General features: G+C 57.5%; 16 protein-coding genes. 8 read left to right on the top strand and 8 right to left on the bottom strand.

Annotation, left to right across the window (positions count from 1 at the left end):
• The first annotated feature begins 4 nt into the window (after window positions 1–4).
• Entirely contained in the window at window positions 5–2,947 is a 2,943-nt protein-coding gene (locus AC6RUA_RS18955) for a DEAD/DEAH box helicase (protein WP_499816070.1), read from the top strand.
• 203 nt (window positions 2,948–3,150) lie between these two features.
• On the opposite strand, the gene AC6RUA_RS18950 is transcribed toward AC6RUA_RS18955, so the two are convergent.
• Window positions 3,151–4,524, bottom strand: coding sequence for a GIY-YIG nuclease family protein (locus AC6RUA_RS18950; RefSeq protein ID WP_499816069.1), 1,374 nt, complete (start codon window positions 4,522–4,524; stop codon window positions 3,151–3,153).
• A gap of 209 nt (window positions 4,525–4,733) precedes the next feature.
• On the opposite strand from AC6RUA_RS18950, the gene AC6RUA_RS18945 reads away from it, so the two are divergent.
• Complete coding sequence (locus AC6RUA_RS18945) at window positions 4,734–5,159, top strand: DUF6884 domain-containing protein (protein ID WP_499816068.1); 426 nt, start codon at window positions 4,734–4,736, stop codon at window positions 5,157–5,159.
• Between the two features lie 227 nt (window positions 5,160–5,386).
• On the opposite strand, the gene AC6RUA_RS18940 is transcribed toward AC6RUA_RS18945, so the two are convergent.
• Window positions 5,387–5,797, bottom strand: coding sequence for a hypothetical protein (locus AC6RUA_RS18940; RefSeq protein ID WP_499816067.1), 411 nt, complete (start codon window positions 5,795–5,797; stop codon window positions 5,387–5,389).
• Window positions 5,798–5,940: 143 nt separating this feature from the next.
• Between AC6RUA_RS18940 and uvsE the strand changes: the two genes are divergently transcribed.
• Both uvsE and AC6RUA_RS18930 read left to right on the top strand, forming a co-directional pair.
• Window positions 5,941–6,864 carry a UV DNA damage repair endonuclease UvsE gene (gene uvsE / locus AC6RUA_RS18935; protein WP_499816066.1) on the top strand — a complete coding sequence of 308 codons (924 nt, stop codon included), beginning with the start codon at window positions 5,941–5,943 and terminating at the stop codon, window positions 6,862–6,864.
• A 790-nt stretch (window positions 6,865–7,654) separates the two neighbouring features.
• Complete coding sequence (locus tag AC6RUA_RS18930; RefSeq protein WP_499816065.1) at window positions 7,655–9,025, top strand: Cdc6/Cdc18 family protein; 1,371 nt, start codon at window positions 7,655–7,657, stop codon at window positions 9,023–9,025.
• Window positions 9,026–9,082: 57 nt separating this feature from the next.
• On the opposite strand, the gene AC6RUA_RS18925 is transcribed toward AC6RUA_RS18930, so the two are convergent.
• Window positions 9,083–9,394 (bottom strand): hypothetical protein, encoded by a 312-nt coding sequence (locus AC6RUA_RS18925; RefSeq protein WP_499816064.1) that lies wholly within the window; start codon window positions 9,392–9,394, stop codon window positions 9,083–9,085.
• Between the two features lie 285 nt (window positions 9,395–9,679).
• Here AC6RUA_RS18925 and AC6RUA_RS18920 point away from each other — a divergent pair, with 285 nt between their 5' ends.
• The gene (locus AC6RUA_RS18920; protein WP_499816158.1) at window positions 9,680–10,348 is read left to right on the top strand and encodes a ribonuclease H-like domain-containing protein; all 669 of its coding nucleotides are present in this window, start codon (window positions 9,680–9,682) and stop codon (window positions 10,346–10,348) included.
• Between the two features lie 160 nt (window positions 10,349–10,508).
• Here AC6RUA_RS18920 and AC6RUA_RS18915 read toward each other — a convergent pair whose 3' ends face one another.
• The 3 genes from AC6RUA_RS18915 to AC6RUA_RS18905 all read right to left on the bottom strand — a co-directional run bounded on the left by AC6RUA_RS18915 (window position 10,509) and on the right by AC6RUA_RS18905 (window position 12,198).
• Window positions 10,509–11,018: a DUF8154 family protein gene (locus AC6RUA_RS18915; RefSeq protein ID WP_499816157.1), complete on the bottom strand. Its 510-nt coding sequence runs from the start codon at window positions 11,016–11,018 to the stop codon at window positions 10,509–10,511.
• Window positions 11,008–11,700, bottom strand: coding sequence for a nucleotidyltransferase domain-containing protein (locus AC6RUA_RS18910; RefSeq protein WP_499816156.1), 693 nt, complete (start codon window positions 11,698–11,700; stop codon window positions 11,008–11,010). Before AC6RUA_RS18910 ends, AC6RUA_RS18915 begins: the two co-directional genes overlap by 11 nt.
• Window positions 11,701–12,036: 336 nt before the next feature.
• Entirely contained in the window at window positions 12,037–12,198 is a 162-nt protein-coding gene (locus tag AC6RUA_RS18905) for a hypothetical protein (protein WP_499816162.1), read from the bottom strand.
• Window positions 12,199–12,462: 264 nt separating this feature from the next.
• Here AC6RUA_RS18905 and AC6RUA_RS18900 point away from each other — a divergent pair, with 264 nt between their 5' ends.
• From AC6RUA_RS18900 to AC6RUA_RS18890, 3 genes are all read left to right on the top strand, one after another.
• Window positions 12,463–13,128, top strand: coding sequence for a tyrosine-type recombinase/integrase (locus AC6RUA_RS18900; RefSeq protein WP_499816160.1), 666 nt, complete (start codon window positions 12,463–12,465; stop codon window positions 13,126–13,128).
• A 105-nt stretch (window positions 13,129–13,233) separates the two neighbouring features.
• Window positions 13,234–14,070: a ParA family protein gene (locus AC6RUA_RS18895; protein WP_499816155.1), complete on the top strand. Its 837-nt coding sequence runs from the start codon at window positions 13,234–13,236 to the stop codon at window positions 14,068–14,070.
• On the top strand, window positions 14,067–14,483 hold the full coding sequence (locus AC6RUA_RS18890; protein WP_499816154.1) for a DUF8115 family protein: 417 nt from the start codon (window positions 14,067–14,069) through the stop codon (window positions 14,481–14,483). The genes AC6RUA_RS18895 and AC6RUA_RS18890 overlap by 4 nt, the downstream gene beginning before the upstream one ends.
• 88 nt (window positions 14,484–14,571) lie before the next feature.
• Here AC6RUA_RS18890 and AC6RUA_RS18885 read toward each other — a convergent pair whose 3' ends face one another.
• Together AC6RUA_RS18885 and AC6RUA_RS18880 are read right to left on the bottom strand one after the other, a co-directional pair.
• The gene (locus AC6RUA_RS18885; protein WP_499816153.1) at window positions 14,572–18,306 is read right to left on the bottom strand and encodes a UvrD-helicase domain-containing protein; all 3,735 of its coding nucleotides are present in this window, start codon (window positions 18,304–18,306) and stop codon (window positions 14,572–14,574) included.
• Entirely contained in the window at window positions 18,303–21,593 is a 3,291-nt protein-coding gene (locus AC6RUA_RS18880; protein ID WP_499816152.1) for a PD-(D/E)XK nuclease family protein, read from the bottom strand. The genes AC6RUA_RS18885 and AC6RUA_RS18880 overlap by 4 nt, the downstream gene beginning before the upstream one ends.
• Window positions 21,594–21,712: the final 119 nt, after the last annotated feature.

Genomic DNA, 21,712 nt, shown 5'->3' with positions numbered 1-21,712 from the left:
GATTGTGAGTCGACGGTTTCCAACACCGCTGTTCGGAATTGACGATGTAGAACAGCGGAGCGAGGTGTTCGTCGATCTCGCAGTCACGACTGACGGCCAGCTCGATAAGTCGGCGTTCGTAACTCAAGCGCGAGACCGGCTTCGGAAGCCGGAGGAGAACGACCGATACAGCGAGACGTACACCCGACGAATCGTCACGACATATATTCAGCTCGGCATATTACGCCAGCAATCAGACGGGACGATTACCGTCTGGCAGTTTGGACACGACTGGTACGGAGCGAAGATCGATTTCGAGACGTTCTGCTGGTACGGACTCAAGCGATCATGGGTACTCGACGGACGATTTCCGGAGGGAATCGATGGACTTCGTTCGCTTCATCGGCTCCTCGCCAATGCCGACGATCCGCTCAAGCGCGGACAGCTCAAGACAGAGCTGGAGACGGCTTATGACTACGAATTTAACGAAGAAGGAGTTCGTGGTTATCCGTCACTGCTTGTGTGTCTCGGTGCAGCCAAACGAACTGAGGAGGGGTACATCGCAGGCCCTAATGTAGACCGGTGGCGGGATCGGTTTCGGAACGTCGATCTCCTCTCGGCATTCGACCGCTGGCTCAAGCAGGAGGGTCCGTCAGTCGATCCCCCCTCGGATCAAGTAAAGCGAGATCTCTCGAAGTACTATGTCTATCGAGAATCGGGCGGGCTTGGAAAACACCGACACCTCTTCGACACATTTCGGCGAGACTACCTGAAGTCAGCCGCTTACGAACAGGACGTCTCGAAGCCGACAATCCGCCGTGCGGATGCATACATCGACGCGGAGAACCGCCGTCGCGAGCTTCGACTTCGAATCCGTAAGCGCTTTTCATCGATCGAACATGCCAACCTCAACGGACTGTCAACTGAAACACTCGATCGAATCGCCGAAGCAGCGACCGAATCCGAGGCGTCCCGTATCATTGCTGCCGCCGGGACGGGCCTCTCACGCACGGACATCGAACGCTGGGCTAGTCCAGATCACCCAGCATACGAATTTCCAGACGAGTTCGAACTGTATCAGTGGCAACAAAACGCAGTAACTGAGTGGTTCAGCGCCGGGGAGGGCATCCTCACAGCAAACGATCGGGCCCCCGAAACCGGCATTGCCCGGGTTGTTACTGGTGCTGGAAAGACGGTCATGGCGCTCGCCATCATTCAGCGATGGCTCCAGGCTCACCCGGAGGGGTGTATAACGATACTCGTCCCGACGAAGGTTCTCATGCGGCAGTGGCTCGAGGAACTCACCACGACACTTCGCGTCCCACCGGACGATATCGGGTGGGCCGGTGGCGGTCACAAGGATCGCTTCGAAGACGGCTGTCGGGTCCTCGTTAGTATCGTGAACACGGCGGTCAAAGATGACTATCTCGCAGAAACGTTGCAGACAGCCAGTGTCGAAGACCACCTCCTCATCGCTGACGAATGTCACCGATACACCGGCGACGCGTTTTCGACCGTCTTCGATTATCCTAGGACGGCGTCGCTTGGACTGTCGGCTACACCGCTTTCCGACCCGGGAAGTGACGAACGGGCTGCGAGTGATGACCTCCTCCTTCAGGAACTGGGGGACATCTACTACGATCTCACCTACGATGAGGCGATCGATCAGAATCTCATTCCGGAGTTCCGTGTCACGTACGTCGGCTTCGATCTAACCGACTCGGAGCGTCGGGCATACACCAAGATGACAGATGAAATTGTTGACGCAGTCTCTGATATCGAGACTCGATATGGGAATCGTCTCTATGAGCTTGAAGGGCATTTCGCTCATAAACTTCAGGTCATCGCCGAGGCAACCGATGGCCCAACGCCGTCGATTTCCGATTTCTTCCGATATACACAGCAGCGTCGTGAACTCATTGCTGATGCGATCGGCCGGCAGGCAATCACCCTCTCTCTCCTCAAGCAGTCGATCGACGCTGAACTGAAGAGCATCGTCTTCCAAGAGCGGATCGAGCAACTCGAGCAGATGGTCGCTCCGGCCGAGACCCGCGGTCGGAACTACCGAACAGGTGGTCTCGTCGACGGGGGTGAGAGCCGACAGGCACTATATGAACAGTATCCAGGCCTCGAGCAAGTGGATCAAGCCCTTGAGGAGCTCTTTTTCGACGCCGACTATCGACCCGTGATGTATCACTCAGGCCATCGGCACGCAAACTGGAACGACTTCGCGATCGAGTGGTTCGACGACGGGGGGTTCGCGAACGTTATGTTGAGCGTCAAGGCCCTCATCGAGGGTGTCGATGTTCCGAGCGCCGATGTCGGAATCGTCCGTGTCTCTTCCGGCAGCGTGAGACAACGTATCCAAACGCTTGGCCGTGTCCTCCGGACTGGAGAGGACCCGACCGCTACCTCCGAACTCTATGTGCTCTATGCCCGCGAGACGGTTGATGAGAACATCTTCCGCGATTATGATTGGGACGGACAGCTATCAATGGCGGACGTCACCCATCTCACGTGGGACCCCGATGGCGAGTGGACGAGTGGCGATTGGGATCCCGAAGCACCCTTCGACGAATGCGTTCGTGAGGCAACTATCGAGGAACGACCAACACCGAGATCTGAGCGGCCTATTCCGAACATTGAAGACCTCAATGTAGGCGATAGGTACGTCGGCCCACGAGAAGGCTATCGATTCAGTGTCGACTCAGATGGACGGCCGTTTGAGGGAGGCCCCGAGAGCCGTCGATATATTCGCAGTAAGGATGCAGCTGTTGTCGCCGAGTACGTTCATCGCCGGAACGGCGGGGGGACCGTTATCGTCAACGAGGCGAATCATGCGCTGATGATTGATCAAGGTGATGCACTGTTCCTCGGCGAGGTTACACCGGGCGAGTTCGAATACACCGACGAAACTACCTCGGTAGTCGACGACGTGGATAGCGACACACTGGACGACCTGATCTGACTGTATGTTTGTAGCCGTACCTAGTATCATCACCTCCATCAGGTACTCATCCGTTCGACATTCACTTGAGGAGGTTGCAGAACGCCACCGAAGTTGCCAAATCGTATCTGTTTCGTCCTGCTAACGAGGTTTTCGGTTTGAAGAACAGTCGACAGGTTTTCTCAAGGATGACTCGAAAGTCCCGCTTGTAGTGAGGGTCACCATCAGCGAGACGCTTTCTCGAAGCTGATCTCAGCCGACCGGATCGGTGCATCGTCAGGAACGTCACTCTTGTTCAACAACTGATTCGGGAACGCAGCTTGAGCCACACCAATCAGCTGTGGCTCTACTTCGGCGAGATACGAAGCGTGCCCGTACGGGCCCATGTGGCGCTCCTGATTCCACGCTCGAGTCCAGAGATACACCGGCTCCTTGAGTTGGTGGCTCCCCTGCTCGAATAACTCACTCGCCCAAGCGAGCTTCCGTGTGTCCGCCTCAAACAGTGCCTGAGATAACTCACCGACGTGCCAGTAGTCACCGTCGCCCCAGCGAGCGAAACTTCTCGTCGCAGAACTCTCGATCGCGATCTCCTTGAAATTGGCACTCAGCTCGTTCTTCTTCCCGTATGACTCTGCTTTCCCGATGTACCGAGGGACGATAGTCTGTGACTCCTCTTCGTCCGACTCGACGAGTTGATACATGAGATAGAGCAGTCCCTCGTAGCCGTCGCTCTTGACGCCAGTCGAGTGGACGCACTTCTTGCCCTCAGTCCGAATCCTCTCGTCGACAGTAGCCGTCCGCTTGAGTCGCCCGGAGTCGGTCAGCTCAACTTGGAGTTGATCATCGGTAGCAAAGAGGGGGATCGGATCGGCTGTCGATGGATCCGTGATGTCTGAATGAACGTGCGACTCGGCCCAGCGGTCCCATAAGTCCACTTTCGAGTACTCCGCTGTGTCTATTGGGTTTCTTGGAGTCAGATCTGCTGTACCGGGCGTCGAAAAGTCGGTCGTGAGCCAATCACTCCCCGCTTTCCCAATCTCATGGAGGACGCGATTGGGGACGAATTCCCGATTCGTCATCGTCGATCGATACTGGGGGTGAGCGTAGATGAGGCCGATCAGCTTCGCTTCGAGTTCCTGTCGGTAGGTCTCGACGCCGTACGGACAGCTGTCGAGTGTGTCGACGTCGAGAATCCAGATATACAGCCGTGAATCGGCAGCTTCACGGACGGCTGCGATGTGATCGTATTTCGAGAAACTACCCCACGAGCCGTCGTCCTCCCACTCATTGATCGGGAGTGCGTCGTCGATTTTCTTGTAGTGTTGGTAGATACGAGAGCCGATATTCCGAGACTCACCGACATAGACAGGTGTGATATCCGAGACATCATCGACAGGGGTGTTCACGAAGTAGATGAGATAGAGATAATCACCGTCGTTCTTTCCGTACCGGTATCGGTCGAGTTCGTCGGTAGTCGTGAGGTCCCCCTCAGTCGTCGTCAAAAACGGAACCGGATCGGGCCGATCGGAGTTGTGGATGTCGTCTAGGAGCGTCCTTTCTACCCACGTAGTCCATAGATCGGACTTCGATGCAGCCATCTATCTCATACTGGTTCCCTCGTTGATTTATCCATTTCGTTACCGGGGAGTCATCAGAGTGTTCTTTCAACTTGTGGGCAGCGTGTTTGGCGACTATATCTTAACCAACAACACGACAGGGAGAGTCCGGCAGTTGTTGGTTAAAATCGCTCGAATACGAAATCGGAGAGCGTTTGCCTCGGATCCCCCCAGTTCAGTACGAGTAGTCTATGAAGCAGATCGGCTTGGTGAGCTGTACGAAGTCGAAGCGGGACAAACCAGCACTTCCTCGTGATCTCTACGACCCGTCAGCACTCTTCCGGAAGGCGAGGTCGTACTGCGAGCAGCATCACGACACGTGGTATATTCTCTCAGCGAAGCACGGCCTTCTGGAACCCGAGACTAGCGAGATCGCTCCCTACGATAAGACACTTACCGACGCGACAGTCGACGAGCGTCGAACGTGGGCTGCGCAGGTCGAAGAACAACTCAGCGAGGCAGGCGTACTTAGCGATGAGACCGAGTTCGTCATTCACGCGGGCAAAGCCTACTACGAGTACCTCCTCCCGCTCGTCAAACCGAAAGTCCAGGCCATTCAGATCCCGACACAAGGCCTGGCTATCGGTGAGACGCTAGCGTGGTACAACGACCAGTAAAGACTGTCAAAGTTAGCTCCCTCGTGACTACCCTCTGGTAGAGTTCTGTCTGGTGATCCGTGGCGACGTACTCATCCTGAGGTAGGCGGCCATCGAAACCAGATCTCGAGCCAGTATACAGATACTGAATACAGATATAGTATATAGGTTCCAATTGATACTGTCGGTCGGAACAGGGATTCGAGAGAAGATTCGGGCGTGGAGAAGCCAACGTAACCAGCGGTTCGTTATTCCTCGCCAGTGCCGTCCTCGGTAGCTTCGTCGGCGGCGGAACCGTACGTCCCCGCCTCGGCGGTAAGATCGGCAACGAGCATATCCTCGTCATCGTCCCAGTCGACCTCGTACCGAGTCGTGACGTCCGGAACGAGATCGTATCGCTTCATGAAGGAACTCGGCGTGATCCCGGCGCTCGACTCGGTCAGATTCACCTTGTACGTGTTTTCGTCCTGTTCGTCAACCGGCTTGATACCGATCTTGCTGTCTTCTTCGTCGTAATAGATGTGAACGAACTCGACATCGGGGAGATACTCTTCTGTGGCTGCAGAGTTGATTCCGATCCCACCACTCTTTCGGAGGCTGATGAGTGGCTCGCTCGTGCTACCTCCTTGACCAGTCCTCTGAACTTTTTCGAATGGCATGTTTCAGATACAGACTCCCGTTGGTTTCGACTTGAACCTATTCATAGTTGATTCTACAGAATAGCGTTATAGGAGAATCAGAGACGTTATCTTAGTCCTCTGGAACCGTGCCGGCTAACAGGCATCGAGGCGTACGGTAGGTAATGGCGATCGGCTATGTCTGTATGAATCGTACTCTCCGTGAGCGCGATCCACCACTTCGGTGTAATCGAGGGATGCAACAGCAGACCTGGGAAGAGCGTGGTCTTCCCTACGCTTCTGAATTAACGCTGCAGAACTTTCGCGACCTTCGAGAGATCCTCGAGTGGAATCACGACCACGATATTCACTTCTACCGGTGTACCTCGGACCTCGTGCCGTGGCACTCTCAGTACGATTTGACGGACCTCCCCGACTACGATGCGGTTCGCAGCATCGCCGAGGAGTGCGGAAAGTACATCGAGGACCACGAGATGCGGCTGACGTTTCATCCGAGCCACTGGTGCAAACTCGCTAGCGAATCTGCCGAGACAGTCGAGAATTCTCTGCGCGATCTGGAGAATCACGGCGCGTGGCTCGACTTGATGGGACTTGACCGATCACCCTACTACAGCATCAACATCCACATCGGCGCCCACTACGGCGATAAGGAGGCGACAGCCAAGCGGTTTCAGACCGCTGTCGAGCGGTTGTCATCGGCCGTCCGAAATCGGCTCACTGTCGAGAACGACGACAAGGAGAGTCTGTGGTCCATCCCCGAACTCGTCGACGCCGTCCACGACCCGCTGAACGTTCCGGTCACCTTCGACTATCATCACCACAAATTCGCGAGTCGCGGACTGAGCTACCGCGAGGCGTTCGAGATAGCCGCCGAGACATGGCCCGTTCGGCCTGTCACGCACTACTCGGAGCCCCAGTGCCTCCACGGGGATGCGGACGCGAGACCACAGACGCACGCGGAGTACGCCGCCGTGATCCCGGAGTGGTTACTCGAGGGGTCCGACGTGATGCTCGAGGCGGGTGCGAAGGAGCAGGCTCTTCTCGAAATCCGAGCTAAAATGGACGGATCAAGAGCAACGGAAAGTTGAATCTGACAGCGGTAGTCCCAACGGGGCAGCCAGTTCGGACTGGTGTATATCGATCGATAGATCGGTTCCCGTACTCCCACCCCCGGGTGTGTCCGCAATCCCACCCAACGACTATCCAGTGGTTTTCACCCTTCTTGTCGGAATTGGGTCATCAGACTATTCTCGGGTACGCCAGTTCAAACTGATTGGTAGAAACGTCTCCTCCTCCCAACCCCCGCCCCCGGGTGTGTCCGCAATTCCACGAGTTGTTGGTAGGGAGGATCAAATCGGGACAGAGAGTAGAATCCACCAGAGGTACCGAATCATGGACTCAGAGCGGATGGAGAGCCGGATTTCGCCCTGGTCAGGAACGGAACCCCTCCCTGAGCGGTTTACCATCCTCACGCGCCTCGTGAGGTCAGGAGCAAGTGGGAGGAGCGAGTGTCCTCGCTCTGGAATATAAATGGTGAACAGCACGGATAAAACACTCTGGATATCGTCTTCTAAGTCGATCTACTGCTTCCCTTACTACTACTAGTAGAAACAGTTTTGTTAGTAGTTAGTACGGTGTCCACAATTCCTGGAACGGAAGCAAATTCAAGGGTTGACGGTAGACAGGGGCCGTCTCATCCCATCTCTCGTGAGGAGAATAATTGCGGACGACCCCGGGCCCCCGGGCGAACCCTACCAACTCAAGTTATGACTGACCAACGCGAATTGCGGACATCCCCGGGGGTGGAGCGGACGTACCGGACGCGTCGGACATTCCGGACACGGGGGTTTATGGGAGTGGGACTCGGGAGCATACCCAATGAGCTCGTCACCATATTCGACCACTTCCGAGGTCTTCGCTCCTGGGGGTGAGGGATACCTGAAAGAAGACCACACTCCGACGACCCTCCCGGAGCGACGTGAAGAAATCCTCAAACTCCGACGCTCACTCAAGCCGGCGGCACGTGGCGTCGGCGCGGAGAACGCCTTTCTCTCGGGGAAAGCTGGCCAGGGGAAGACCGCTGCGGCCAAAGCGGAACTCGGGGAATTGGAATCATTCGCGACTGCCGAAGACTTGGAACTCACGACAGTTCACTTCTCGTGTGAGGGGATCTCTTCGAGTTACACGCTAGCCTGTGGGCTGTGTGAGCGGCTGGGAGGGACTAATCCGAACGGCCACTCGATGCAGAAGGTACTCGACCACCTGTGGAGAGCGATGAACGAGGTTGGGGGGACGATCATCATCGTCCTCGACGAGATCGACAACCTCGGGACTGACGACAGGATTCTCTACTCCCTCCCACGGGCGCGTGACAAGAACTACGTCAACGAGGATGTCTACCCGTCTATCATCGGGATCAGTAACGACCTCCAGTGGCGGGACAATCTCGACCCGGCAGCCAAGGACAGCCTCTACGACGACTCGATCTTTTTCGCTCCATACGACGCCAACGATCTCCGAGATATTCTCTCGCGCCGTGCGAGCAAGGCGTTCCGCGATACGAATCTCGTATACGAAGACGCAGAGGGGGAAGAGTTCACGATCGAAGTCGATCTCGACGGCGACGAGGACGACTCACTCGACGCTGCGTTCGAAGCTCGCTCTGTCGACCGAACCACCTGCTCACTCGTCGGAATCGACTCCGCGGCTATCTCCGGTGACGTGATTCCGATGTGCGCCGCGTACGCAGCCCAGGACAAGGGAAGTGCGCGGCAGGCGATCAAGTACCTCCGGAAAGCCGCCGCGATCGCAGAGTCCGAGGACAGCTCTACCGTCGAAGGGGCACACGTCCGGCAGGCCAAAGACGAGTCCGAACGGGAGCTCATCATCGAAGGGATGGAACAGCTGACTACACAGGGGCATCTTGCGTTGGCCGCCGTCACGATTCTCGAGATGGCGAACGAGTCCGATCTGCGAACGCGGAAGGTCTACAACGTGTACAAGTCGCTCACGAACGATATCGACGCCGATCAACTCGCTCAGCGCCGGATGCGAGACCATCTCGTCGAACTAGACATGCTGAGCATCATTCGGGCACGCAAGTCCGCCTCTGGATCCGTCGGCGGAGAGGCGTACACGTTCGAACTCCGTGTCGAACCATCGATGGCCCTCGATGTCTTGGAGGCCGTCTCTCGGTTCGATAGCGTCGATTTCAATACGATGACGAAGAATTGGCTGCAAGAACAGTAGCCGCTCTCGGGTTGAGTGGAAATCCATTCCTTACGTCGAGTCGTGAGTTACTGAAGCTCAGCTCTGATTGACGGGACACTTGTACTTCGAGGTGACTTTGCCGTCGTCCGCACGCCACTGCCAGTACCAGTACTCGTTCTCGTTGATCGTCTTCTTCGTCAGCGTCGCTTTCGCGGGAACACCGTCAGGGAGAGGATCGCCGTGAACGTCCAGAGATTGCTGCTGAGTTTCCTCGGTTTCTTCGCTAAATTCCTTCTCCTTCCGGCGTTGCTCATCGGCTCGACGTTCTATGATCCGAGCTACATCGTCGAGTTGGGTGGCAGTCAACTCGTCTAACCATGCTTCAATCTCTCCGGGTATCGTCGCCATCGTTGGTTAATAGTTCGACTCGCTGTTGGTTAATAGTACTGACCGTCTGGCGACTCAACTGAATTCGATCGCGGAACAGAGTTCGAACCCACCCCCGGGTGCGTCCGCAATTTCTCTAGTTGGATGCTCCCATGATGTACTGTTGATTGAATGATTCTGGAAGGACCAATCACCGCTCTGCGCTGCCTACCAACACAACTTTGTCGACTAACAAGTTCGACCCCCTTACCACAATTAGTAGCTTGACCGAGAGGTTGATATGCACCGTAAGCAAGTGGTCGGCCGATGCGTATTGACAGGACAGACCCTGAACATCAACGGGTGGCGACGATCGATATCGAGACGACTCACTACGACCCGTCGAAGGGCGAGACAGTTTCTGTGGGAGTTGGCGTACACGACCGAGGTACTCCGGGTAGTGCAGTCACATACCAGCATTTCCATCGGAGGTCGGTAGACGACGAGGCTGAAATCATCCGCCGTAGTCTGCAGCATCTCGACGAGTGCGGTGCCGACGTCCTCGTTTCGTACAACGGCATCGGCTTTGACGTTGACTTTCTCTCCAAGCGACTCGACAGCCTCGGCGCCGACGTCGTATCGCCTGCGCTCCACCAATCGGGAGACCACATTGACCTATTCGCTGACCGAAAGGAGATGGCGAGTTCGCGAGGGGAATCGTGGCCGAATCTAGAGGCGTGTCTCGAATCGTACGGTCACACGCCTGCAACGACGATTTGGGACGGTCAGGCAGTAGAGAACTCCCGATTCGGTGAAGAGCTCGGACCGGCGTATCTAGAGGCGGTCAGAAACGGTAATAGCGACAACGCCGAGAAGCTGACAGAGGTTATCGATCACTATCTCGTGACCGACCTCGAGGCGAATCTCGCACTGTTCTACGCTGATCTGGGTGAGGAGTTCCAGACACACTACTTGGGGAGTCGACGCGAATTCTAACGGCTGGTTGCACGAGTCACGACTACCCTCTGGCGCTCACCTGATTGTGTGAATTCGACGTCTTCGCGAGTACAGTCTTCTGAGATCACAAATACCACCAATCTGGACTCGCCTCTGAATAGCCAATAACGATCGGCCACATCAAGCATAGTTAGTGCTGTCAATCACAGAGATAGACGCCTCCTTCCCGGATTTGACTCACAACAAATTCGTGGACAGCCACGGCAAGGTCGGTCATCGCGGCCGCTTGTTCCTCTGTGGGCCGTCCCCCCCCGTAGTAACTCTCGGTCCGGTTCTCGCGGTAGAGCGCCTGCATCTCTGTTGCAGTCTCTGTCTCGAATAGGCCGTGATACGCCGCCCGGTCGTAGGCGTACTCGTGATCCTGGAAGTCCCGTAAGTCATCACCACCCATCACGAGTGCGTAGGCCTCGATCGAGCGCTCGATTGTCCCGAAGCAGACCTCGATTACAGCCGTATAGTACCCATCCGACGACTGGAGTGTCTGGGCGACTTCGATGAGCCGACAAGCCTTGGTGAGTTGGGTTTTCCAGTCTGCTTCGGCGGAGATTCCTTCCTCGAAGGTCACCTGTCCGCGTCCGGCCATCTCGAAGGCGTCCCCTGCACGGTCGAGGGCATCCAAGATCGGTGCTGGGTCCGAACTACTGGGCATGAGCCTCTTGAAGGAGTAACCGTTCGATGGTCTCGAAGTCCTCCGTCGTGTAGACGGGGATCCCCGAGACGACGATCTCTCGAATGTCCTCTGTGTACGTTGGGATCGCCTGAACAGCCTCAACGTCGATGTCGTAGCTGTAGCGATCTCCATCGAAAGGTTTCTCCTCTAAGGTACGCGCGATAGCGTTCGCTTCGCGCTGGTTTGCCGCTCGGTCCTCCCGGACGAGTACCCAGAGGTCGATATCGCTTCGCCGGTCGGTCTCTCCCCGGGCGACACTGCCGTACAGGACGATCCCGACTACGTCCTCCAAACGGTTTTCGAGTTCCTCGACGGCGGTCTCGACGGGTTCGTGGAACGTGACCTGAGGAATCCGAAGGATCGGGTCTTCGGGTATCGTCAGCCGGGTTCGGTCGATCTGGACGAGTCGTTTGTTGCCCTCCGGCGATTCAACAACTAGTCCGTTCGCGATGAGGACGTTCAGTGCCCGCCGTACGGTCTGTTGGGAACCACCCACCTGCCCGGCGACTTCTCGGAGCGAGAATTGACTGTACGGGTGATTTACTAAGAAGAGCAGTATGTCGTTCGTAGCCTTGTGCTTGAACAGGTCTGGGTCGCCGACCGGAATCGAGAGGGAAATCGAAGCACCATGATCTTCCTCTAATTCCGTCTGCTGGCTCATGTGCCATCATACGGCTCAAAGATTAAATACTTTATAACTTATCGGCTCTCCACTCAAACTGCCACCACGGGGTGATTACATATCACCTCGTTCCAAGGGCCGGCGACGGTCAGATTTATCATATAGCGTTATAGAGTACATGAGCTCGTCTAGGAGGCACATCTCTCGATATCGTGGCTTACACGGGGTCTACTGTACGGTGAGGAATTTGACCATCCCACTTTTGCTTAAGCTCCTAAGCACACGTGGCTATTTGGGGATCGACGCCGTCAGGTAAGTTCGATGGCTACGCCAGCCGACGAACAGGGGTTCACGGGCCGCGTCCGCTCTTCCACCTCACTCGAAGACGCTCTCGCCGCATTCGTCGACCACGTCGCCAAGGGGGAGTCCGGCCGCCACCGTGGTGAGGTCGCTCGAGTCGTTGGTACCTTCGTCGAACGAGCCGGCGATCGGGGGGTCGAGGCTGTCGATGATCTCGACGACCGACGACTCGAACAATACGCAGACTATCTCTCGCAGCGCGCGTGGGCCCGTGAGAGCGACCCGGGTTCGGGCATCACCGGTCGAACTGCACACCAATACTACGCACTCGTTCGGTCATTCTGTTCGTATCTCGTCGACAGAGATGCTCTCGAGGACAATCCTGCGAAGAGTCCCGTCGCGACCGACGCCCTTCCTGACCAGAGCGTCGGTGTTCGTGACGCCGCTTCTGGTCGTCAGCAGTTCTGGAGCCGAGAGACACGAGAAGGAATCATTCGGTGGATGGACTGGCGTGCCGAAGATGCTGCAGACGCTGAGTGGATGGACCCGACACGAGCGATGCGTGATCGAGCACTCGTTGCTGTCCTCGCTTACTCTGGCGCCCGTGGTGCCGAACTGTTCCGCGATCCACAGAACGAACGCCGACACGGCCTCCGATGGCGGGATGTCGATCTCGAGGAGGGTACACTCCGTGTATTCGGGAAAAATCAAGAGTGGCAGGAGACGCCACTTCTCCAGCCTGGTGTCGATCGCCTGCGAGCGCACCATCGACGGCAGGATCCACCCACCAACAACTGGCCGGTCTTTCCGACGAGCCACCTACCGAGCTTGTACGGTGCGCTCACGGAGACAGTGGCCGATGCCGACCCGACGAAGGACACCATTCACGAATTGCTTCGTGAACACGAGGTCACCCCACCAGCGCTCACGACTGCCGGTGCTCGTCGATTACTACAAGCTGTTTCTGCCGAGAGTGGGATTACCGAGGGGGGAGAGGCGCTGAAACCTCATGGCGCCCGCCGCGGTCTCGGCGACGAACTATATGATACTTCGGCCGAACTCGCCCAAGAGATTCTTCGACACGAGTCGGTCGAGACGACGCACAAGAGCTATCGTGATGAAGACATTGAGCGGCTACGGGATGCTGCTGAAGACGCACTATTGTAACGTAGACAGCTCAGCAGCGCGGTCACGTCGGCTCCTTCCGTAGTCATTTCGGCTAACTCGATACCTTAGTTATTTGTATCTTGTATCTGTATACAGGATTCGAATATGGGATCTGGAAGTGTAATCGCCGCAGCAACCTACGTCCAGAAGGGCGGCGTAGGGAAGACGACCTCAGCGGCGCATATCGCCGTCGCTGCCTCCCGAGAACACGAGCTGGATGTCCTCCTCGTGGATCTCGCGGGCACACAGAACGACCTCGCGACGCATTTCGGTATCGCTGACGAGGTCACCGATCTTGACGCACCAATCAGCGCGGTCTTCGGTGATCAGTGGGACTTCATCCGCGAGAATATCCCTGACGTCGTTGATCGGATGGTCTTCGAGACTGGAGAAGGGCCGGACTTGATTCCAGCCGATCAGGGGCTGTCGGGGGCCGACAACAACCTCGCGAACGTCGCAAAAGAGGAGCGATACAATATCTTCGAAGCGTTCCTCCAAGACGAACTGGCCGATCGATACGACTTCGTACTGTTGGACCTCCCCGGTAAGGAGGACAATATCGCGATCAACGGACTGTACGCCGTTGAGAACGTGATTACACCGCTCCGGCCTGGTGCGTTCGAGCGGACGCAGCTCGACAATCTCGACGAGGACCTCGATGCACTCGCGGAGGCGTATCCGATCCACCCACGACTAGCGCTTGTCTTGCCGACGATGGTCGACAGGCGGACGAAGCTCGCTGAAGAGTTCATCGAAGAGATCAGCGACTCGTACCCGGACGTAATCGGGCCATCGATTCCCTCAACCGCCAACATTAGCGCGCTCCAAGACGCGGGGAAAACGCTGTTCGGTGTCGACGACGACGAACTGTACACAAGTGGGCGTGAAGCACGCGAGGCGTACCGTGAGGCGGCGACCCAGTTCATCTCTCGCATCCAATGAGCAACGAAGACGACCAACAGAAAGCCGAAGAGCTTCTCCAGCAGTCCGGACAGCAGCGTCGTCACGAAACGGAGCCATCAGCGTCAGAGCGTGAGGGTGATCTCAAGGCGGCCATCAAGGATGCCCTCGAGGACATCGAAAACGGCGACCGCCACTCGAACGTAACCTTCCGTGACGATAGATACGCTGCACTGTTCGCAGCACTCAGCGAGACGGGCCATCTTGCTGGCCTTTCCGAACAGGCGCTTGATCGTCTGGATCAGGACGATGTCGACGGCGATCTCAATGCACGAGCTACAGCGATCAAACTCTTGGTCAAAATCGGACTTGAGGAGGTTGACGCTGGACTCATCAAGACGTTCGAGCAGGCCGCTCGCGAGCACGTTCAGGAATCGAGCGACTTTAGTCTCTGAATTCTGCAGTCAGATATTGTATTCAGAATCTGTATACAGATACAATATACGAGCCTTCTTCGCTGAACGGCTATTCGCTGAGCTGAGCCTAAATCTCCTCGAATACAGCGTTGTATTTCCGCTGGTAGTCCTCAATCTCCGATGGAGAGAGACGCTGTACGCGAGTATCGTCTACGTCGGTAAAGACGATCTGGAGGACGACCCGTTCTTTCGGCTCTGCCTGCTGGAGTGCGCAGGCATAGACGTGTAACTGCGGCCAGTAGTGGTCAGCCTTCTCATCGATATCACCACGGCTGAGCGAGTCCGTCTTGTAGTCGGTTACATAGTAACAGTCCTCCGTGACCGTTAGGTGGTCAATGTCGCCGACGATCTGGCCAGCATCCAACTCAAGCGTTACCTGCAGCTCGTCGACCGTTCGATGCACACCGAGGTCTCGTTCGAGTGTTTCGACGTGGCGTAGACCTGCCTGAACGTGAGTGCGGGCACGGTCGATATCGTCCGCACTCAACCGCGATGGATTATCGACGAGCTGTGGGGGATGGGTCTCCCAGTCGATCTCGACACCGGCGAGCCCGAGTTCACAGAGCCGATGGACGAGTGTCCCGAATTCCGGTGCAGTGAGGCCAGCTGTCGTCTCTGATCTGCTGACGAAGGGGGCTACATCTTCGGACGTGTGCGTACTTCGTTCAGAGTTCGTCTCTTCTCGTGATCGCCTCTCGGCAGCAACTTGTTCTCTGAATTCGGTGGCCGACATCCTCGGGTTCGGTCGTGCAGACGCGGGAGCTGGCACTTCGATCGAACAGTCCAAGCTCCCCTCAGTTGGATTCGACGGGCCAGGAACGTGCTCTGGCGGGCGACTGACGGTGAACGTACTCGTTGGGAGGTTACAGTGCACCGAGCCGTGGGTCTGAAGCGATTGGAGGAGATCACGGTTATCAAGCAGTACAGGCTGGACCCAGTCGCGCCACCGGTCAGCGTCCGGCCCATCCTGTGTAGGGCCAAACGATGACTCCGAATCCGCCGTGAGATCGTGGGTACTCGATAAGAGAAGGTGATCGCGAACTCGCGTGGCTGCAACATAGAGGAGGCGTTTCGCTTCCGCCCGCTCCTCTTGTGCTTGGACGGCTTCTGCCATGGACCAGTCAGGTGTCTTCGCCGTCTCTAACGGATCACTCGGATCGGGGCCTTTGATTCCGAGAATCGGGTCGTCGTCGACTGTCTCGAGATACGCTAAGTCGATCGGATACTGCCCGTCGTGTGTAACGGTGGCAAAACCGCCGGCAGTTCTGCCGAGTTCCGGCACGACGACGATCGGGAACTCGAGCCCCTTCGCGGAGTGAACCGTGCGAAGTTGAACGCCGTCGACGCCAGTCGGGATCTCTGCTTCGCGAGCGTCGGATCCGACCGACCACTCCCGTTCGATCCGGGCTCGGACTGCCGCGAGCGGAAGTGCACCGCCTTCCTCCCAGCTCCGGAGCGTCTCGCGGAACTGATTGACGTTCGCGACGGCCTGTTGGGTCCGTTCATCGGCGCCGATCCCGACGAGGTAGCCGGTTTCGTCGACGATCCGAGAGAGTAGTTCACCCCACTTCGAAGTTCGATTGCTGCCGTCCGCACCGCATGCTGCCCGCCACGCTTCGATTCGGGTTGCTGCCTGAGCGAGCGGTCCATCGACGATCTGAAGGCCTTCCCAGAGCGTCCCGTCAGGTTGGTAGAGCGCGGCGAGTTCGTCGTCGGTGAACCCGAAGAGGCCGGAGCGGAGGACACCGTATAGAGGGAGGTCCCGCTCGGGCGACTGGAGGACCGAAAGAAGATTCACGAGTGGTTTGATCTCCGGAGTATCGTAGAGTGATTGCCCGCCAACGCTCGTGTACGGAATATCGTGATCCTCGAGCGCACGCTCGAACAGACGGAGTCGGGTTGTCGTCCGGAAGAGAAGCGCGACGTCGCGAGGCTCCGCCGGGCGGTACTCCTCGGTATCCTCATCGTATATGGTCGGGGGGTCGTCGAACAGCCGTGTGAGCCGCGCGGCGACCGTTGCGGCCTCCCGTTCGGCGGTCGACTCGAACGTCTCTTCCGCGTACCATGAGTCCGTCAACCCGAGTGTTGCCACCCCTGCATCATTCTCGGGAGTGGCGAGATACTCGACTGTGCCTTCGATGTCGGTGCCAGTAGAGCGTTCGGCGGTGAGCGGCTGCGGGTGCGCCTCATACGGCTGGTAGCCAGCCTCTTCGTCCTCCGGTTCGAAAACGCGGTCGAACAGGTCGTTGATGAACGAAAGAGTCTCCGAGAGAGTTCGGAAGTTACCACTCAACTGCTTACTCGTCTCAAAGTCATCCGGGTTCGCTGTATCGAGCTGATTGCGAGCCCGCTGGAACATCGTTACGTCCGCACGTCGGAACCGGTAGATGCTCTGTTTCTCGTCGCCGACGAGGAAGACATTCTCACCATCGAACGTTGGGTTGTCGCTCCCCGTCAGCAGTCGGACCAACTCCCACTGTCGTGGGTCGGTATCCTGCACCTCGTCAACCATGATGTACTCGAATTGGTCGCGCAGCGCGTGGCGAGCGCGATCGTCGTCCTCGAGGAATCTAATCGTCCGCTCGACGAGGTCCGAGTAGTCAAGTCCGTTCTGCGTTGCTTTTCGTTCGTCGTACTCGTCACGAACGACCCGATAGAGTCGAGCGATCGCAAACACGTACGGTGTTGACTCGACAGCTGCGTCTAGGTCTACGTCGGTATCTCGCGACTCTGGGTCCAATGCCTCGATGAGCGGGTCGAACGCCGCGACGAGCATCTCGTTATCATCGCCCCGGTCATGTTTCTTCCAGCGGGTCTTTGATCCAGCATAGTAGTGCGACTGCGAGTAGACGGAGCCACTTCCGGACGTGACAATGTCGCATATTTCGGTGAAGAGCCGCTGTCGGTCAGTGGTGGTCTCCGCTGGAAGGAGAGCGTCGATTCGAGAGAGGCTCTCGCGCCCATCGTCTTCGTCGGTACTGAATTCGAATGACTCGCCTGCAAGCGTTTCAATGGTAGTGAGCGCCTCTTGAACGTCGGTACGCTCTGCCAGTGTGTCCGCCTCTATCTCACTGATCGGAGACGCACGGGCAATGACGTCGTCGAGATATGCCGCTTCTGACCCTTCGAGCAGGGATGTCGCCCACCGATCGCTATCGGGACGTTCAGAGAGCAGTCCGTCAAGGAGGCTACGTAGCTCATCGCGAGAGAACAGCGTTGCCAGCGTGTCCACATCGTCTGCGATTGCTTCGAGTCGATGATCTGAGAGAGAGAGACTCTCCAAGTCACCCTCATCCGACGTCGCCATGAGGATTTCTTGGATGACCTCGATGGCAAGCGTCTCCGCGTCAGTTTCATCGAGTGTCTCGAAGTCAGGGTGTAGGTTCGCCTCAACAGCGAACTCGCGAAGGATACGGCTACAGAAGCCGTGAATCGTGTGAATATACGCGTCGTCGACGCCGTCTTTCGCGCGTCGCCAGCGATCGTACCGATCCGGGTCGGCGTCGGCGAGATTCTCGTCGACGACCTCTCGGATCCGATCCCGCATCTCGGCAGCGGCGTTCCGCGTGAACGTGATGGTCACGATATTAGTCGGATCGATGGAGGGCTCGGATTCGAGGATCTTCCGGTAACGTTCGGTGAGAACCGTCGTTTTCCCCGTCCCCGCTCCCGCTGTGGCTGCAGTATTGTGGTCTAACTCGAGGAGTGCACGCTGTTCCTCTGTGAGCGAGAAGCCGTCCTCTTCGTCCCTTTCATTGGTATCAACTGCGGCGTGTTCGGTCGTGTCTGTCTGCTCGCTCACTGGCCGTCACCCCCGTCGGACTCGAGTGTGATGTGTTCAGCTAACGCACCGTGGCGTGCATCGTCTGGCACGTACGCCGGGTGGTCGGCTTGGTCAATCGCGTCGATCGTGTCGAATCGACGGTGATGGCGGACGTCACAGACATCCGTGAAATCACAGTGTGCACATTTCGCTGCGTCTTCACCGGCGACCGACGGGTGGAACGCTCCCGACTCGATGCTCGATACAATGGTCTCAATCCGAGTGGACCCGATTTCTGCGAGGAACGTTTCGAGGTCTATCTCGAGATCGGACGCGACGCGATCCTCGAGACTCGCGGGATGTTGCACCAACGCTGGGGGATTGAACACCCGATACGCGCCGTCGAGCGAGTCAGGCTCGCTCCCAAGTGTCTCTTCAATGTGGGTATGCGCCCCGAATAGATACGAGAGTATCTGGAAGTCAAGTCCCTTGACGGCGTCTTTGGCGTCCATTCTGTACGTTTTGTAATCGATGACCTGCGTGTGCAGACGACCGTCGTCGGTCTCGTCGAGATCGACGCGATCGATTCGACCATGGATGGGGAGAGGTGTTCCATCAGGCAGCGTAACTGGCCGATCATCTCCGAACTCTGTCTCAACGAATCGGGGTGACGCATCAGTGCCTATCTCTCGGTCGAGAATGCGCACGAAAAGTCCACGCTCGTCGGTGGAGTCAGCTGAGTCGGGACGGAGTGCGTGAAGTCCGTTCTCCGTAGGTGACGCGAGGCCAGCGAACAGCGTTCGCAGTTGGTACCGGTCGAACGCGCTTGTGAACTCATCATCCGCCTCTGCACGGACTTGCTGTGCCGCATGGAGCAACCGACGTTCTAACTCGGTGCGGCCGTACGCAGCTAAGTCTACAGTGCCCTCGGCTTCCTCCAGCAGTTCCTCGTAGAACCGTTCAAGCGTCTCGTGAACGATATCCCCGATCGCGAACCCGTCGGCATCGGGGGAAATCTCATCAGGACCAGAGACCTCCAATCCGTTCTTCAGGTAGTATTTGAATCCACACTGCGCATAGACGTTCAGGCGGGAGGGGCTATAGGGGGTTTTCGTGAGATCTGACCCGACCTCCTGGAGTGTCGCTTCAGCAAGTTGGCCGTCGTGGTCAGTCAGATCAGCCCTCGCTCTATTTGCACACGCCGTTGCGCCTGTCCGTATGGCAGCAACTTGTTGTGACGAGAAATCACCGGCTTCCTGTGTACTCTCAAGAGGGCCTGTGAGATCATCGGGTGCGAGGCCGGCGAGAGTTCGCTGAATGTCCTCACGAGAGCAGCGGAGTTCATCTCTGATCCCCTCGGTCCGATCAATCGTGGCGACTTGACGGAGTTCATCAAGCATCGGCGAGGGGAGCAGCTCCTCGCCGTCCATCGTCTCGGCTGGTGTCGTGATGTGGACAGTGTCGGCGTTGGCGAGCAGCAGTCCGAAGTGATACCGTGCGAGTTCTCGCTCTCGGTTCGCCGGGAAGAGGTCAAGTGCGTCGCCAATCTGCTGGAAGTACCGCGGTCGCGTCGGCCGACCGGGGAGATGCTCCCGAGTTGCACCAAGAACGTACAGATGTTCGAACTCAGCCATCGGCGTGTCTCTGAGCCCGATGATACGCACTCGGGCGTCAGTTGATTGCTTCGGCGGCGAGACCCGAACCCCTTGGAGCGCTTGGTCGATTTCGGCGAGTGGGTCATCAACACCGCGTTCGATAACGGGGCCGAGCGAGTCGAGAATACGACGGACCCGCTGAACTGCACGTGTTTCATAGCCGACCGCAACGGTCTGTGTATCGGCTCGAGTCGTCGTAACCGATGGAGCGTCAACGTCGGCCGCAATAGCGTCAATCAATTCATCGAGTTCGCCGTTCTCGAGTGCGTCGACGTTCGCCTGTATTTCGAGTCCGTCGAGGAGGTCACCGAACGTCTGGAGAGCAGTTAGCCCATCGGCGTGTCGGACTCTGTCGACACGGTCGAGGAAGTCGCCGAGTGGCCCCCGCAGCGTCTCGTCCGCATGTTCACGGAGGGTTTCAGGGTCGGTTGAGGGGGCGCGTTCGGCCAAAGTTGTCAAAGTGGCCGAGTCGATACCTGGCAGGGTCACGACTGGGTTCGTCGCCAGTCGAGTGAGGTGACTCGAATGGGGCGTCGTACAGAACGCCGCAGCGTCAAGTATTGCTCGGCCGGCGTACGTCCGCTCGAGGAGAATACTGATACTCGCGACGTGTGGGACACCGTATTCGGTGAACACGTCGCTGATCCGATCTCGGTACGAGAGCAACCCAGGGGCAAACACGAGAATGTCTTCCGGGGCTGTGTCGGTCGTCGCGAGCTGCTCACGAAGACGGCGTGCGAGATGGCGTGCCTCCCGGTCGGCGGTCGGCGCTTTGTGCCATGAGACCTTGTCAGCTGCGTCGATCGAATGCTCGTTCGCGGTTGCAGTGTACAGTCGGCTGGAGAGATCGTGAAGTGGTGCCTCGGCGGCGGGCGAGACGTACTCGCTGTCGTGCGTGATTGCCTCGAAATCTTCGAGAGCTGAGGCGAGCGCGCTATCGGTACCGGTTGGATCCGGGGCGGACCGCTCGCTCTCGTCGCTTCGGTTATGGAGCGCCGGGAGGATGATCGTGGTTGGGAATGTGGTCACAATACGCTCGAGAACGTCCATCTCGATAGACGACGGGTCGACGTATCCCGAGACGATCACGTGGGTGACCGCCGGGAACGCATCTGCGAGTGACCCCGGCGCAGTGGCCACCTCCCTGAATCGTTGACTCCGGGTTTGAGCCTCCGGGTGGGCCAGCTCGTTCCGGAGGTCGTCGTACCGTTCGAAGACGGCCACAACTGCATCGACCTGCTTCGCATCGAGATCGCTTTCAGTCAGGACTGCAGTGACGTCGGCGGGCGTGAGATGGCCGTCTGTCTCAAGTGCACGGAATAATTCTGAGAACGAATCGGCGTGCTGACGGGCGTCGTCGAACGGTTCGACATCTGCAAGCGCCTGTTCGATCGTTCGCTGTCGCGCCATCGCTCCGACCTCGGGGGTAGCATCCACGAGCCGATCATGTGCCTGCGAGACGAATGCGGCGAGCCCGTCGACGTTCAGCTGGAGGGTGGTTCGGTCCGGCTCATCAGCCCACAGGTCGATGTGGGTGTCTCGCTGTGTATCATTCGATTCGAAGAGGAGGACACTACCCGGATAATCGGTGGCATCCGTGGCTGCCCGTGAAAACGCTCGTTCGCGAAGGCATGAGAAGGAAGGCCCATAGAGTAGTTTCGGCGCTGTCATCTCGTTTGCAAGTTGTGACATAGCTGATGACTTGAATCTATGGGTGGCTGGTAGGATTGATACCAGATAGCACGGCGGGACGGTTGACACCGAGTAGCGGCCATTTATCTCGAGAAAGG

It is taken from the genome of Halorarum sp. SLYT50, from assembly GCF_059821265.1.
This window is presented reverse-complemented; position numbering and strand designations above follow the sequence as displayed.

Coding starts and splice junctions, on each gene's coding strand:
- AC6RUA_RS18950 (WP_499816069.1), bottom strand. CDS start 4,524: ATGGCTGCATCGAAGTCCGATCTATGGACTACGTGGGTAGAAAGGACG.
- AC6RUA_RS18945 (WP_499816068.1), top strand. CDS start 4,734: ATGAAGCAGATCGGCTTGGTGAGCTGTACGAAGTCGAAGCGGGACAAA.
- AC6RUA_RS18940 (WP_499816067.1), bottom strand. CDS start 5,797: ATGCCATTCGAAAAAGTTCAGAGGACTGGTCAAGGAGGTAGCACGAGC.
- uvsE (WP_499816066.1), top strand. CDS start 5,941: ATGGCGATCGGCTATGTCTGTATGAATCGTACTCTCCGTGAGCGCGAT.
- AC6RUA_RS18930 (WP_499816065.1), top strand. CDS start 7,655: ATGAGCTCGTCACCATATTCGACCACTTCCGAGGTCTTCGCTCCTGGG.
- AC6RUA_RS18925 (WP_499816064.1), bottom strand. CDS start 9,394: ATGGCGACGATACCCGGAGAGATTGAAGCATGGTTAGACGAGTTGACT.
- AC6RUA_RS18920 (WP_499816158.1), top strand. CDS start 9,680: ATGCGTATTGACAGGACAGACCCTGAACATCAACGGGTGGCGACGATC.
- AC6RUA_RS18915 (WP_499816157.1), bottom strand. CDS start 11,018: ATGCCCAGTAGTTCGGACCCAGCACCGATCTTGGATGCCCTCGACCGT.
- AC6RUA_RS18910 (WP_499816156.1), bottom strand. CDS start 11,700: ATGAGCCAGCAGACGGAATTAGAGGAAGATCATGGTGCTTCGATTTCC.
- AC6RUA_RS18900 (WP_499816160.1), top strand. CDS start 12,463: ATGGACTGGCGTGCCGAAGATGCTGCAGACGCTGAGTGGATGGACCCG.
- AC6RUA_RS18895 (WP_499816155.1), top strand. CDS start 13,234: ATGGGATCTGGAAGTGTAATCGCCGCAGCAACCTACGTCCAGAAGGGC.
- AC6RUA_RS18890 (WP_499816154.1), top strand. CDS start 14,067: ATGAGCAACGAAGACGACCAACAGAAAGCCGAAGAGCTTCTCCAGCAG.
- AC6RUA_RS18880 (WP_499816152.1), bottom strand. CDS start 21,593: ATGACAGCGCCGAAACTACTCTATGGGCCTTCCTTCTCATGCCTTCGC.